Source organism: Parerythrobacter lutipelagi (assembly GCF_005434975.1).
Lineage (GTDB): Bacteria > Pseudomonadota > Alphaproteobacteria > Sphingomonadales > Sphingomonadaceae > Parerythrobacter_A > Parerythrobacter_A lutipelagi.
The window spans coordinates 1309712-1323670 of sequence record NZ_SKCJ01000002.1 but is presented as its reverse complement, the minus strand read 5'-3'; the positions used below and the strand labels follow the sequence as shown (position 1 = coordinate 1323670).

Annotated in this window: 15 protein-coding genes; 1 reads left to right on the top strand and 14 read right to left on the bottom strand. The window is 61.7% G+C overall.

Translation table 11 applies throughout. The features are described 5' to 3' along the window. Nucleotides 1-34: 34 nt before the first annotated feature. The 12 genes from hypE to E0502_RS14600 form a co-directional block, all read right to left on the bottom strand. On the bottom strand, nt 35-1084 hold the full coding sequence (gene hypE / locus E0502_RS14655) for a hydrogenase expression/formation protein HypE (protein WP_137678711.1): 1050 nt from the start codon (nt 1082-1084) through the stop codon (nt 35-37). After that, a complete protein-coding gene (gene hypD, locus E0502_RS14650) occupies nt 1081-2178 on the bottom strand; it encodes a hydrogenase formation protein HypD (protein WP_137678710.1) in 1098 nt (365 codons plus the stop codon). The genes hypE and hypD overlap by 4 nt, the downstream gene beginning before the upstream one ends. Next, a complete protein-coding gene (locus E0502_RS14645) occupies nt 2175-2414 on the bottom strand; it encodes a HypC/HybG/HupF family hydrogenase formation chaperone (protein ID WP_137678709.1) in 240 nt (79 codons plus the stop codon). Before E0502_RS14645 ends, hypD begins: the two co-directional genes overlap by 4 nt. Further along, nucleotides 2414-4735, bottom strand: a complete 2322-nt coding sequence (gene hypF / locus E0502_RS14640) for a carbamoyltransferase HypF (protein ID WP_137678708.1) — start codon at nt 4733-4735, stop codon at nt 2414-2416. The genes E0502_RS14645 and hypF overlap by 1 nt, the downstream gene beginning before the upstream one ends. A 3-nt stretch (nt 4736-4738) precedes the next feature. Beyond that, nucleotides 4739-5020 carry a hydrogenase maturation nickel metallochaperone HypA gene (locus E0502_RS14635; RefSeq protein ID WP_137678707.1) on the bottom strand — a complete coding sequence of 94 codons (282 nt, stop codon included), beginning with the start codon at nt 5018-5020 and terminating at the stop codon, nt 4739-4741. Then, a complete protein-coding gene (locus tag E0502_RS14630; protein ID WP_137678706.1) occupies nt 5013-5498 on the bottom strand; it encodes a hydrogenase maturation protease in 486 nt (161 codons plus the stop codon). Before E0502_RS14630 ends, E0502_RS14635 begins: the two co-directional genes overlap by 8 nt. Then, a complete protein-coding gene (locus tag E0502_RS14625; protein ID WP_137678705.1) occupies nt 5495-6784 on the bottom strand; it encodes a Ni/Fe hydrogenase subunit alpha in 1290 nt (429 codons plus the stop codon). Before E0502_RS14625 ends, E0502_RS14630 begins: the two co-directional genes overlap by 4 nt. Beyond that, nucleotides 6774-7544 (bottom strand): NADH-quinone oxidoreductase subunit B family protein, encoded by a 771-nt coding sequence (locus tag E0502_RS14620; RefSeq protein WP_137678704.1) that lies wholly within the window; start codon nt 7542-7544, stop codon nt 6774-6776. Before E0502_RS14620 ends, E0502_RS14625 begins: the two co-directional genes overlap by 11 nt. A gap of 4 nt (nt 7545-7548) precedes the next feature. After that, nucleotides 7549-8394 carry an FAD/NAD(P)-binding protein gene (locus tag E0502_RS14615; protein ID WP_137678703.1) on the bottom strand — a complete coding sequence of 282 codons (846 nt, stop codon included), beginning with the start codon at nt 8392-8394 and terminating at the stop codon, nt 7549-7551. After that, nucleotides 8394-8864 carry a cyclic nucleotide-binding domain-containing protein gene (locus tag E0502_RS14610; protein WP_137678702.1) on the bottom strand — a complete coding sequence of 157 codons (471 nt, stop codon included), beginning with the start codon at nt 8862-8864 and terminating at the stop codon, nt 8394-8396. The genes E0502_RS14615 and E0502_RS14610 overlap by 1 nt, the downstream gene beginning before the upstream one ends. Then, nucleotides 8861-10003: a 4Fe-4S dicluster domain-containing protein gene (locus tag E0502_RS14605; protein WP_204517974.1), complete on the bottom strand. Its 1143-nt coding sequence runs from the start codon at nt 10001-10003 to the stop codon at nt 8861-8863. The genes E0502_RS14610 and E0502_RS14605 overlap by 4 nt, the downstream gene beginning before the upstream one ends. Nucleotides 10004-10136: 133 nt before the next feature. Beyond that, nucleotides 10137-11387: a L,D-transpeptidase family protein gene (locus E0502_RS14600; protein WP_137678701.1), complete on the bottom strand. Its 1251-nt coding sequence runs from the start codon at nt 11385-11387 to the stop codon at nt 10137-10139. Nucleotides 11388-11588: 201 nt separating this feature from the next. Here E0502_RS14600 and E0502_RS14595 point away from each other — a divergent pair, with 201 nt between their 5' ends. After that, complete coding sequence (locus E0502_RS14595; protein ID WP_338047333.1) at nt 11589-12353, top strand: sulfite exporter TauE/SafE family protein; 765 nt, start codon at nt 11589-11591, stop codon at nt 12351-12353. A 164-nt stretch (nt 12354-12517) separates the two neighbouring features. On the opposite strand, the gene E0502_RS14590 is transcribed toward E0502_RS14595, so the two are convergent. Next, nucleotides 12518-12796: an acyl carrier protein gene (locus E0502_RS14590; RefSeq protein WP_137678699.1), complete on the bottom strand. Its 279-nt coding sequence runs from the start codon at nt 12794-12796 to the stop codon at nt 12518-12520. Continuing rightward, complete coding sequence (locus E0502_RS14585; RefSeq protein WP_137678698.1) at nt 12793-13959, bottom strand: dihydrolipoamide acetyltransferase family protein; 1167 nt, start codon at nt 13957-13959, stop codon at nt 12793-12795. Before E0502_RS14585 ends, E0502_RS14590 begins: the two co-directional genes overlap by 4 nt.

Here is a 13959-nt window from a genome sequence, read left to right as displayed (position 1 = left end):
ATGTGGTTACCTGACCAGACCGGCCCTTAGCGCCTCAGCAGATGCGCGGCAGTTGTTCGCCAGTCTGCAAATCGAGCGCACGGGTGGTGCCGATAGTTTCTATCTTCGCATCCGTTCTTCCTTCCCGTTCGCACACAACGCCGATGATCGCCGCCGCCTTGTCGTGCCGCTGCAGAATGGTGAGAGCCCGGTCAGCATCGCCACCAGCCACAATTGCGGTGAAGCGGCCTTCATTCGCCACGTAGAGCGGATCGATACCAAGGATTTCGCAGGCACCACGAACTGGATCCGAAATGCGTATCTTCGCCTGCTTGATCGCAATCGTCACATCGGCGCAGCGCGCGATTTCGATCAGCGCCGTCGCCAACCCGCCGCGCGTGCAATCGCGCAAGCAATGCAATTCAATACCGCCATCAATGAGCGCCGAGACCGGCCCGAAAAGCGGGGCGCAATCGCTTTCGATCGGGGGCTCGAACCCGAGGCTTTCGCGTGCGGCCATCACCGCCATACCATGGCGGCCGATATCCCCGCTGACGATGACAGGGTCCCCGGCGCGCACAGCTTGTGGGCGGATCGGCGTGCGCGATCCAATTTCGCCGACCCCCGATGTGGCAATGTAAACGCCGTCTGCCTTGCCGCGCTCGACAACCTTGGTGTCGCCTGCAACCACGCGTACGCCCGCCTGTGCAGCGGCATCTCTCATCGTTTCCACGATCCGAATGAGGTCAGCCAAGGCGAACCCCTCTTCGATCACGAAAGCCGCGCTTACTGCCAGCGGGCGTGCGCCGCTCATGGCAAGATCGTTGACCGTGCCGAAGATCGCCAGCGATCCAATATTGCCGCCGGGAAAAAACAAAGGCTGCACCACATAGGCATCGGTCGTGAAAGCCAGTTCGGAGCCCGAGCGGCCGATCGCGGCTGAATCGCCGGTCAAATCCTCTTCAGAGAATGCAAAGGCGGGCTTGAACACCGTGTCGATCAGACGCTGGGTGAGCTTGCCTCCACCCCCGTGAGCCATCTCGATCCGATCCGCGGAATTTGCCGGGACCGGACAGGCACCATAGCTGGCGGGTCGGAACGTCATGCAGCCTCCGGTGCCCTGCGATAGCGGTAGTAAGCCGCGCAGGCGCCTTCGGAGGATACCATGGTGGCCCCCAGCGGGTGTTCGGGCGTACACAGCTTGCCAAACATCGGGCACTCATCAGGTTTGCGAACGCCACGCAGAACTTCGCCGCTGATGCAGGGTGTCTGGCGTTCGGTCGGTACGCGGACCTCTGGAAAACGCTTGAAAGCATCGAACCGTGCGAAGCGGGACCGCAGGGCGAGGCCGCTGTCCTCAATCCGGCCCATACCGCGCCATGCTTGCCCCTGTACCTCGAAGACCTGGCCCACCGCCGCCCGCGCGGTACGGTTTCCGTCATGGCGGACGGCTCGCCGGTACTGGTTTTCTACGTCGGCGCGATTTTCTTCCAGCTGCCGCACGCAGAGCAGGATGCCCTGCAGGATATCCAGCGGTTCGAAACCCGTTACCACGATCGGAATACGGAATTGCCGTGCGATCGCGTGATAGTCACGATATCCGGCGACTGCGCACACATGGCCAGCGGCGAGAAAGCCCTGAACCCGGTTGGTTGGATCGCCGAGCAATTGCCGCATTGCCGGCGGCACCAGGACATGGCTCGAAAGCAGCGAGAAATTGGCGAGACCCTTCCGCTCGGCCTGCAGGACAGCCATCGCGGAGGTGGGCGCAGTCGTCTCGAAGCCGATGGCGAGAAACACGACCTCGCGCTCCGGGTTTTCGCGTGCCAGCTCGACTGCATCGAGCGGTGAATAGACCATGCGCACGTCGGCTCCGCCGGTGCGAGCTGCAAGCAGGCTCTGCTCATGCCCCGGGACGCGTAACATGTCGCCGAACGTGCAGAGGGTCACTTCCGGCCGCGATGCGATGGCGCAGGCAGCGTCGATAATTCCTGGTGGGGTGACACAAACCGGACATCCCGGTCCGTGCACCAGCGAAAGCATTCCGGGAAGCATGCGATCAATTCCGTAGCGAACGATTGCATGTGTCTGCCCGCCGCATATCTCCATGATTGTCCAGGCACGGGTCACGGTCGCAGCGATTGCGTCTGCCACCCTGCGCGCAGCATCGGGATCGCGGAATTCGTCAACGTACCTCACGCACGAGCCTCCGGCGGCACCGCTTCGAGCATGGCCAGCGTGCGCGCCGCTTCGTCTTGGTCGAGCCGCGCAATCGCAAATCCGGCATGGACAATGACGAAATCGCCGATGGCTGCGTCCGGTACGAAGGCAAGCGAAATGCGCTTTGTTACGCCTGCGAAGGCTACGCTCCCCTCGCGCGCCAACGTTCCGCTTGCGTCTATGGATAGGACTTGCCCGGGAATTGCGAGGCACATCAGCTTTCCTCCTGCATCAGAGGAGAGGCGGCGAAAGCGGCCTGGCCGACCGCAAGTCCTCCATCGTTGCACGGGATCTTGCGGTGCAGGTAGGGCTGGAAGCCGGCTTCGCGAAGGTCACTGGCGACCAGTTCGCAAAGCAGCGCGTTCTGGAAGCAACCGCCGGTCAGCACGACCTTCCTGACGTCGGCACCCCGCGCGACGCTACAGGCCGCTTTGCTCAGCCAAACATGAAACCCTCCAGCAAGGTCGTCAGTGTCGACACCTGCCAGCACGGACTCGCAGAGGGCTTCCAGCATCGGCCGCCAGTCAATTTGTCTGGCTCCGCTGATTTGGTTCAGGAAGGGTGCCGGCAACGCAGCGGGGTTGCGCGAGCGAGTTGCTGCAAATTCTACTGCCATCGCCGCCTCGCCCTCGAAACTCGAAACGTGACGCAGCCCGAGCACCGAGGCGACGACATCGAACATTCGGCCCACGCTCGACGTCAGCGGCGCATTGATTTTGCGTTTCATAGCTTCCCGCAGGATGACGCGCTGGGGAGGCGTGAAGGACGCGACCGCTGGTAATTCTTCCCGTTTCCAGAATGTGTCACCATAACACTGTGACAGTGCGCCGATGGCCGCGCGCCGGGGCTCGCGAATAGCGCTATCCCCTCCGAGAAGCGGGAAATTGCGCATATGAGCGATGCGGCGCCACCGGCTGCCGTCGACCAGCAGGAATTCGCTTCCCCAGATAGTCCCGTCGCCGCCGTCACCGCTACCGTCCCAAGCGATCCCGAGGACGGGACTCTCGAGCCTGTGCTCGGCCATCCCGGCAAGAACATGTGCCAGATGGTGCTGAACTTTGTGCGCCGGTAAATCGTTGGTTTCGGAGATTTCGGTCGAGTAATATCCGGGATGGCCGTCATGCGCGACAAAGCAGGGCTGCACTCCGTGAAGCCGTGCGAACCGTTCCGTCGAGCCATCATAAAGTGCACGTGTTTCCGCGCTATCGAGGTCGCCAATGTGCGGCCCCAGAATGATCCGCTCGCCAACACCTACCGCCAGACTGTTCTTGAGGTGACCGCCCAAAGCCAGGACAGGTTTATCCTGTTTGTCGGCTTCCAGAACCACCGGTGCAAGGCCGCGCGCGCAACGCAGGATCGCTTGTTCGCCACCAATCATGCGAACGACCGAATCGTCCACTCGGTTCAGAATCGGGCGGTCATGGGTGAGGATCAGATCGGCGATACCGGAGAGGCGGGCGAGCGCTTCCCCATCGTCCGCTGCAAGCGGTTCTGCAGTTCGGTTGCCGCTCGTGCAAACGATTGGAAAGCCAAGGGCTTGCAGCAACAGGTGGTGGAGGGGGGTAGTCGGCATCATCACACCGACAAAAGGATTTCCCGGCGCGATATTCACCGCGAAGTTGACCGGCTCATCGGCCAGCCGCGTCAGCAGGACGATCGGTCCGGACGCAGAGCACAGCAAATCCTCCTCGGCCTGTGTTACCTGTGCAATCTTCCGGACATGCTCCAGCGCCGGCACCATCACTGCAAACGGCTTGGCCGGGCGACGCTTGCGGGCCCGCAGGGTCGCAACCGCCTCAGCACACCGGGCATCGACCAGCAGTTGAAAGCCGCCGAGCCCTTTTACAGCGACAATGCTGCCTTGCCGGATGGCAGTCACGGAGCGCTCGAACGCTTCCTTGGGCGAGGCGATGATACCGCCTGCCTTGTCGAGAAGCGTCAATTGCGGCCCGCATTCCGGACAGGCGTTGGTCTCTGCGTGAAACCGGCGCGAGGCGGGGTCGCGGTATTCTCTCTCGCAGGCTGAACACATGGGGAAATGCCGCATGACTGTCCGCTCGCGATCGTACGGCAGTCCCTCAATGATGCTGTAGCGCGGGCCGCAATGCATGCAGCTGGTGAAGGGATAGCGATACCGGCGATTATCAGGGTCGCTGATCTCGGCTCGACAGGCATCACACACCACGAGGTCGGGCAGGATTCGTCCGCAAGATTCGTCCTCGACGGCCGAAGCCAGGCATTGAAAACCCGTCCCACCCTGTAGATCGAGCACCCGACTTGCGACCGTCTCGACGACTGCAGGTGTGTGTGCCTCGGTCTCGATCCGGGAGAGGAAGCGGGCAACCGCTGGCTCTTCGCCTTCAACCTCGATCGCGACGCCGCCAAGCGTGTTGCGGACCCATCCTGCCAGACCTTCATCCTTCGCCAACCGATAGACGAAAGGTCGAAACCCGACACCCTGGACGCAGCCGCCGATCCTCAGCGCAAAACGCGAAGTGGCTTCTGCAGCTTGATCGGATGGAGGCAAGTGTCTCATGGTCTACCAGCCCGGACCGTCCGGGATGTCGAGGTCGACGCTACGGATGACTACATGCAGTGCGTCGGGATCTGCCGGGTCGCGCGCTTCCTCGATCTCAAGCCGCGCGCCTTGCGCCAGCGTGCCTTGGACTTCCTCTTCGAAATGCTCGCGAAAATGGGCCGGTGAGAACTGGCTTAGCGCGCCAAGGGAAACACACACCCGCTCGATCGAAAGCGCGCCGGACTCATCCGCGAGCGTTTCAAGGTGACTGACAAGATCTCTCACGATTCCGGTTTCATGCATCGACTTTGCCCTCCAATAATCGCGTTGCCTCCGAAAGAACTGCCTTGCTGGCGGGCGTCACCGCAGCGGCGATCCGGTGAGACAGAGGCTCGCCGACGGCGAAACTCTCTCCCTCGATTGCGTAAACAATGATCCGGGCCGGCGCGGAGCCCAACCGCTCAGCCAGCGCAATGCATTGCCCAAGGCCGAAGGCGTGGCTCGACAGGGCGTCCAGACCAGTCGGAAGCGGACCCGTCGCAAGATCAAATCGCGAGATATGGCCCGGGCGCCCCTGCGGTGCCGCAGCATCGATACAGATCATGGCATCGAACTGCTGCCACTGATCGAGCATCGACAAGAGGTCGCCGCTCTGCCGCATGAGGGTCGCGCCTTCGGGCAGCAATCCGTCCATCGCATTGGCGATTTCCCACGCGGCCGCATCGTCTCCCCGATCCGGATTGCCGATCGCCAGCACCAGCAGCGAGTGAGGCGCGTTCATGAGCGATGCACCGTGAGGTCGAGGAAATGTGCCGCGCACGAGATGCACGGGTCATAATTGCGGATGGTCATCTCGCAGCGGGCGCGAAGGGTGCCGTCATCCTGGTCGACGAGCGGAGCGGCGACTGCGCGCAAATCGGCTTCGACGCTGCTCTGATTTTGCGAGGTTGGCGGTACGATGCGGGCATCGCGGATCGTCCCATCCTCGGCAAATTCATAGCGGTGCCAGCAAATCCCCCTTGGGGCTTCCGTGCAGCCGAATCCCGCCGCAGCACGCGGTTCCACCGGCACGAAGGGCAGGGCGGGTTCCTGATAGGCGGCAATCAGCCGCACGGCTTCGTCGCAGGCGTGGAGAATTTCGATCGCTCTGACCACGATGCTCTGAAACGGGTTGCGGCAGACAGCGCCGATGCCTGCGGAGCTTGCCAGATCCTGGACCGACTGCGGCAGGCGATCATGATTGATCGCGTAGCGCGCCATAGGGCCGACGAGATAGGCACCGCGGCGCTTCATATGGCATTGCAGCGCTGTCGAGTGCGGAACCTGTCGCTCTTCGAACTCGTGCTCGAACCGCTCGATCGCAATGTCGAGGCCCTTGTTGGAGACGAGCCGCCCCGCGGTGATGGGATATTCTTGCTCGTGGCGAAGGGCCACGAACTCGTAATCGCGTTCGAGTGCAGGAAACGGGAATGTGGAAACCCACTTCACGAGCTCCTCGGCAAGATCGCGGGCCTGCTTCATTGTCTCACTCAGATCCTCAAGCTCTCGCTTGGTCGGCACACGATGGAAGCCGCCAGCGCGAAGACTGACAGGATGAATCTCGCGCCCGCCGAGCAGACTCATCAACGCATTGCCGGCTTGTTTGAGGGCAAGACCGCGGCGCACGGCATCACCATGCCGCTGGGCCATTTGGATGGCGTCGGGATAGCCGAGGAAATCGGGCGCATGCAGCATAACGACATGCAGCGCGTGGCTCTGAATCCATTCCCCGCAATAGATCAGTCTCCGGAGGGCGCTGACCTGCGGATCGACTGTCACTTCGAACGCATCCTCGACCGCATGAATGGCACCCAGCTGGTAGGCGATCGGACAAATGCCGCAGATGCGCGCAACGATATCAGGCAGTTCGGTGTAGCTGCGGCCGCGCAGAAACGCTTCGAAGAAGCGAGGCGGCTCGAAAATCCTGAGGTCCGCTGCCGTGACCTCGCCGTTTTCGATATGCAGGTCGAGCGCGCCTTCACCCTCGACACGGGCGAGATAGTCGACCGTGATTGTTCTAGTGGTCATGCGCCTCGCTCTCCCGGCGGAACGGATCGGACCAGCCGTAAAAGGTTCGCAGGACATCGCGGATTTGACGTTTCCCGGCACCCAGCTGTCTCCACTGCTCGCTCAGGGCAGGAATATTGGGAGCCTCCATCGGGCCGAAACACCCGTAGCATGCGCGGCGATAGGCCGGACAGATCGCGCCGCACCCGGCCTGCGTGACCGGCCCCAGGCACGGCTCGCCCAAGACCATGACGCAGGTGTTGCCGCGGCGCTTGCATTCGAAGCACACGCTGTATTGCGGGATGACCGGCTTGCGGCCGGCAAGAAAGGCGCCGATCACTTCAAGCAGTTGCCGCTTGTCGATCGGGCATCCCTGCAGCTCGAAATCGACGGTCACATGGGCAGAGATTGGCGTCGAGGTTTCCAGCGTGTCGATATAATCGGGTCTTGCATAGACTGCCGCGACGAAGTCGCTGACATCAGCGAAGTTGCGCAGCGCCTGAATGCCGCCCGATGTGGCGCATGCACCGATCGTGACGAGATGTTTCGACTGCGCCCGGATGTCGCGGATTTGCTCAGCATCGTGAGCCGTGGTGATGGATCCTTCGACCAGCGAGAGATCGTAGGGGCCTTGCGCCATCTTGCTCGAGGCCTCGGGGAAATAGGCGACGTCGACAGCCCCGGCCAAGTCCAGCAAATCGTCCTCGCAATCGAGCAGCGTCAATTGGCAGCCGTCGCAGGAGGCGAATTTCCAGACGGCGAGGCGCGAGAGCTTTGCCATCGCGTCAGATCTCCCGCACCGAGAGGATCGGGGCAATGAGCTCGAGCGGGAAGACCGGGCCGTCCTTGCAAACGAAGTGCGGACCGAACTGACAGCGCCCGCAATGGCCGATCGCACATTTCATGTTGCGCTCCATCGACAGGTGGATGCGGGCAGGACTCACGCCCGCGCCCAGCAAGGCTTGCGCGCTAAAGCGCATCATGATCTCCGGCCCGCAGACGAATGCCAGACAGTTCTCGGGATCGAAAGCCGTGCGCTGGATCAGGGTCGGGACGACACCCACATGACCGCGCCAATCCGCGGCGGAATGATCGACAGTCGCATGGAGCTCGACATCGGGCCGCTCGCGCCAGTCGCGGATTTGACGCGGAAACAGAATATCCTTGGGCGACCGGAAACCGATCAGGACCGTGACCCGCCCATATCGCTCGCGCCTCGCGAGCACCGCCTCGATGGCCGGGCGCAGCGGCGCAAGACCGAGACCCCCTGCCACGATCACGATGTCCCGGCCTTCCGCCCTGTCGAGCGGCCAGCCGCTACCGAATGGTCCACGCAGCCCGACCTCGGCACCTTCCTCCATGTGCGAGAGTGCATGGCTCACCATGCCGACGTCGCGGATGGTGTGCGAAAGCCCGCGCCCGGTTTCCCATGCAGCGCTTACGCTGATCGCGGCTTCGCCAATTCCGAATGCGTAGAGCATGTTGAACTGGCCGGGATTGACGCGAGTGCGCTCTCCACCACGCGGTTCGAGGCGCAGAGTTGTCACATCATCCAGTTCCCGGACCCGCTCGACGACGCGATAAGGTGTCGGCACCAGAAGGTCTGCTGGGGCAAATCGCACATCCGGCATCAGGACTTGCCGTACACATCGAGGATCTGCATCCGCGTCGCATGCAGTCGCTGGGTCAGCACCGGCAAGAGGCGCTTCATCATCTCGTAGCCGAGATCATGATCGGCATCGCATTTTACGCGGAGGCACTTCGCGTCGATGCTGATACCGCGCATGTCCTCCATGACTCGGGCGTCGAACAGCCAGCAATAGGGCGCCACCAGCCAAGATACACCGACAACGTCCTGCGCCCCTAACGTGGCTATGACTACCGGGCTCTTGCCCGGCACTGCGACCTCGAGCGCAACCTTGCCTTTGGACAGGATGAAAAAACTGTCGGCGCGGTCACTCTCGTGCGCCAGGTATTCTCCGGGCTTGTAATGGGTGTTGCGTGCGCATCCCGCGATCAGCTCGGCGAAGTCGGGCGGGAAATCGGCAAAAAACCGATGTTGCCCAAGTATCTGGTCCATCGTCGAGACGACCGCGCTCATTTGGGCACGCCCGTCTCCGCGCGAATGGCGCGAGCTTCCTCGGTCAAGTCGATCCCGACCGGGCACCACGTCATACAGCGCCCGCAACCAACGCATCCTGAAGTGCCGAACTGATCGATCCAGTTCGCCAGCTTGTGCGTGAGCCACTGGCGATAGCGGGAACGGGTCGAACTCCGCACGCTGCCGCCGCGGATATATGAGAAGTCGAGCGAAAAGCAGGAATCCCATTTTTGCACTCGCTCGGCCGTGCGATTTGCAAGATCCCCGGTATCTTCGGCGGTGGTGCAGAAGCACGTGGGACAGACCATCGTGCAATTCCCGCAGGACAGGCAGCGATTGGCGACATCGTCCCAGCGAGGGTGGTCGGGATTATTCTGGAGCAGCTCCTTGATCCCGTCGGTCTCCATGCGACGGCCCATGCCGGCCGATGTTCGCTCCAGCACCGCATTCGCTTGGCTGAGCGCGGTTTCATCGGCTTGTCGGTGCGGAATACCCGCGAGCATCTGCGCACCGGCTTCGCTGCCGATCTCGACGAGAAATTGGTGCAGGTCATCATCAAGAAGCTCGGTAAGAGCGAGGTCGAAGCCGGTCTTTGCACGCGGCCCGGCATCCATCGAAACGCAAAAGCAGGTCTCGGCGGGCTGGCTACAATTGACCGCGACGATAAAGACTCTGTCGCGGCGCGCGACATAGGCGCGGTCGGGCGTCGCACCGTCGCGCAACACCTTGTCCTGTATCTCAATGGCGCGCAGTTCGCAGGCGCGTACGCCTACAAAGGCGTATGGCCTTGCCGGATCGGGAGCGAGATCAAAACCCAGTCCATCTCCCGCATCGCGGGAGGCCGACCACACTGTTTGCACCGGGGGATGGAGAAAGCGCTTCCAGGAATGCGGGCCCACTGCATAACCGAACACGGCCGCATCCGCGCGCGGCTCCAGCGTGTAATGTCCCGGAGCCTGCCGATCGGTCCATCCGGCGGGCAGGTCGGCTATGCTGTCGATGTGATCGTAGACTATCGCTTCGTCGCGCAGAACCGGACCGACAACCTGACGGCCGCTGTGTGTAAGCGCTTGAATCAGCAGTTCGAGGTCGTCCGGGCCGATCAGGGCCGGTGGTCCGTGCTTCGCCTCTTCCATCATGCCATGGCTCCCAGGCCGACACGCGCGTGTGTCCCGTCAGAGCAGTCTAGGCACCCGTCCATGACGACCCATACGCATAGGTCCGTATTGCGCTGAGACAGGAGCAGTGCAGCTTTCTATGGTCGTGACCGTCTCAACACTCGATGTCGGAAATCGATAGTTTTCGGTCAGGAGCAACCATTGGCTGCAGGTAACTGACTTGGAGAAAGGATCGTGACGCATCCGCTCCATCGACGCCCACATTCGCGAGCGGTGCCGGGACGGAAACCCGCCGATCCCTGTCGTAGAGATCGTCCAGCAGGATGATATCGCCTGAGTCGTCAATGACCGCCGTGAAATAGGTCACATAGAGGGGCAACGGTTTTGTAATCGCGATCCTTGTGGTTTTCCCCGAGGCGACGATGGAATCGATCTCTTCGCGGGTTCTGACGTCCTGCAACAGCGCCGCCGCATAGCCGATCGCATTATCGGTGCGGATGCAGCCGTGGCTGAAGGATCGTACATCTTCCTCGAACAGCTGCTTGTTCGGGGTGTCGTGCATGAAGACAGAGAAGCGGTTGGGCATGACCAGCTTCATCTGGCCAAGCGCATTGTTCGGCCCAGGACGTTGGCGATAGCGCCCGCCGCCCCAGACATAGCCGCGAGCCCGGGCGAGCGACGGGTTGCGCCGGACGAGTGAGCCAACACTTTCGCGAACGATGCTGGCGGGGATCTCCCACCATGGATTCAGAATTACCCCCTCGATCTCAGTCTCGAACACAGGGGTGGGCGTACGGCGCTTGCCAATGATGACGCGCCATTTGTCCGCGACCTTGCCCTCGCGCCACAAGCTCGCCTCGAACTGGGCAATATTCACCAGGACGTAATCCTCACCCAGCGAACGGGGCATCCAGCGCCAGCGCTCCATATTGCGCGCGATCGTGCGCCTGTGCTGGGCGTCATCGTCGATCTGGTAGGCAAATCTCAGTGCAGCGTACTCTTGGTGAGCAGGCCGCAGCAGGGCAAAAAAGCTATCGAGCTTGCCGTGTGCAAGGCTGCCCGCCAGCATGGTTTCGAGTGGGAGATCCGCGTCTGTGTCGTTGATGTGCCAGCTGGCTCGACCGGAGTTGTTGGCGGTTCCCAGAAGGTGCATTCTCGCAAGTCGCAGCGACAAGCGGTCAGCCTCGTCGTCGATCCGTTTCGGATCTCCGGACCTTCTCGCCTGTTCGAGCGAGCTCGTCGAGATTACCGGCAAGGCATCGAGCGGAGCTGCATCAAGCCAACGTTCCAGGGTCGCGAGGTCTGCGTTCGACCACCTCTCGCCCATGCCATGGGGTGCTGCAGGAGCCTGACAGGCAATCAAGGCGAGGAAGGCCAGCAGTGCCCGGCTACTCTGCGCTTTCATTGCGTAACCCCTGTCTCATCGAGTTTCTCGCCCGAGCGGTCCATTGCAGTGAACTGACGGATGGAACTGCAGCCAGTCTACGCGCCATTCCCGGCATTGTGGATGCCACGTGGTACCCGCTTATGCGGCACGATAGACTACGTATTTCCACGCGATCCTTCGCGCTGCACGTGAAGCCCTGCGTTTGCAGGGAGAGCGATTGTGGAAATTCTCGGCACCGACTTGCAGGCGGCTTTGCCGTTCGTCGTGATCGGCTTTTTTGCGCAACTGATCGATGGTGCGCTCGGCATGGCCTTTGGCGCAATAGCCTCGGCCTTGCTGGTTGGTGTGATGGGCGTGCCGCCCGCGCGGGCATCCTACCAGATCCACATCGTGAAGTGTTTCACGACAGCTGCGTCGGGTGTCAGCCATGCTTTAAGCGGCAACATCGACAAGCGACTTTTCCTGCTTGTTCTACCTGCGGGAGTTGCCGGCGGCGTGCTTGGAGCATACGGGCTTGCGCGGCTGGACGGGGAGGCCATCAGACCCTTCATTTTCGCCTATCTCGGTGTGCTCGGCGTCTTGCTTATCGGCAAGGGACTGCGCAAGACCGCGCGCAAACAGACCCCTAAAGGCGCGGTTCCGCTGGGTTTTCTTGGCGGCATTCTTGATGCGATAGGCGGGGGAGGATGGGGGCCGGTGGTTAGTTCCGGGCTCATGCTCCAGGGCACCGAGCCGCGCAAAGTGGTGGGTTCTGTCAATGCAGCGGAATTCTTCGTGGCGATCGCGATATCGGCAGCATTCCTCCTCCATCTCGGGCTCGAAGAGTTTACTGCCGCGACACTGGGATTGCTTTTAGGGGGTGTACTTGCCGCTCCTCTTGGTGCGCTCGCCGCGAAGTATCTTCCTGCGCCAGTGATGCTGGTGATCGTCGGCACAGTCCTGACAGCCTCGACCATCTACTGGCTCGTGCAAGAATTTCTTTGAAAAAACAGTATCATGGGCAGCGTTGGCTCCGCACCCTCCATGAAACAATTTACGGATAATTACCTAGATACTGAAGCAAGAGGAACGGGGATAGGTATTACCGCGACCCGAAGCCAAGAGATTGGCAAAACTTAGGAGGCGGCCCTCGGGTCGCCTCTTTTTTGTCAGTCGCTTCCTTGCGCCGATCCCGCTCGATGCCGGGCTGCATGCTCCTCCAACCAGCGAGCGGCACCGCCAATTGTCACAAACTGCGCAGCGTCCCTGTCCGGTATGTCGATTTCGAGCCGCATGTGTAGTGCGGCAATAAGGTTGTAGATATCCATCGAATCGAGATCGAGCGCCTCACGCACGTCCTCGGCGTCCCCTATGGCCACGGGGGCGACATCGGGCGCAATAGTCTCGATTTCCTCAATTACGATGGTGCGTGCTTCTTCATAGGTCATAGCTTGTCCGGTTCCGATAAAAGCTGTTCGATCCGCCTCAGCAGCAGCGCGCCGCGGTGTCCGTCGTTTGCGCGGTGATCGCCCGCCAGTGAGGCGGTTATGACCGGACATACAACGGGCCCTTCCTCCACGGCCCAAGGTTGCTGCATCACGCTGCCGAAGCCGACGATCGACACTTGCGGCGGGTAGATCACAGGCAGTAGACTTTCGACCCCGCGGTCACCGAGGCTGGAAACGGTCGCGGTTGCATCGGCGATTTCCGAAGAGCGGAACTGTCCACGACGGGTGCGTGTGACAAGACCGCGCAGGCTTTCCATCAGCTCGCTCAGGGTGAGAGTGTCGGCGTGCCGAATACAGGGCGCGGCCAGACCGCCGCCCCTGATCGCGACCGCAGTGCCGAGATGGACGTCAGGGGACGCTGCGAAACCCTCTTTGCTGTAAAAGCCATTGAATTCCGAAAATTCTTTCAAGGCGACAGCCACCGCCTTCAGCTGCAGCGCACCAAGCAGCAAGCGCCCGGGCGGCGGGCGCTCGGCATTGTAATGATCCAGCCAACCCAGAGTGGCCGAAAGATCGAACCGGTGCGTGAGATAATAATGCGGGATTTCACGTTTCGAGCGGGACATGGCTGCGGCAATGGCGCGGCGCATGGCGGAAAGGTCGGGACCCGGGTCCGACACAGCCTCGGGCCGCATGCGTTCAGCCCTTTCGACATCGACAAGCTGGATGGCACCGTCCGGTCCGCTACCCTTCACCGTGGCCAGGTCGATCCCCAGTTCGGCAGCGTGTTTGCGTGCCGCGGGCGAGGCGCGAGGACCTTGGCCGGTACCGCGAGGAAAAACCAATTGGCGGGCAGGGGCAACGCGAGGCGCTGCTGTCTTGATCTCTGGTTGCGCGGGTCGGATGGATGATTGCTCACCCGCCATCTCAGAGCCGTCGATCCGCGCGAGCGGAGTGCCAACCGGAACCACGTTTCCCGCTTCGACCAGCAATTCACCGATGTGGCCCTTTTCGAAAACTTCGACTTCGATTGCGCCCTTGTCGGTTTCCACAACGGCAATGATGTCGCCTTGCTCCACGGCATCGCCGGGCTGTTTCAGCCATTCGACCAGCGTTCCTGCTGCCATGTCGGCGCCAAGCGAGGGCATGACGAAAGTGCCCAT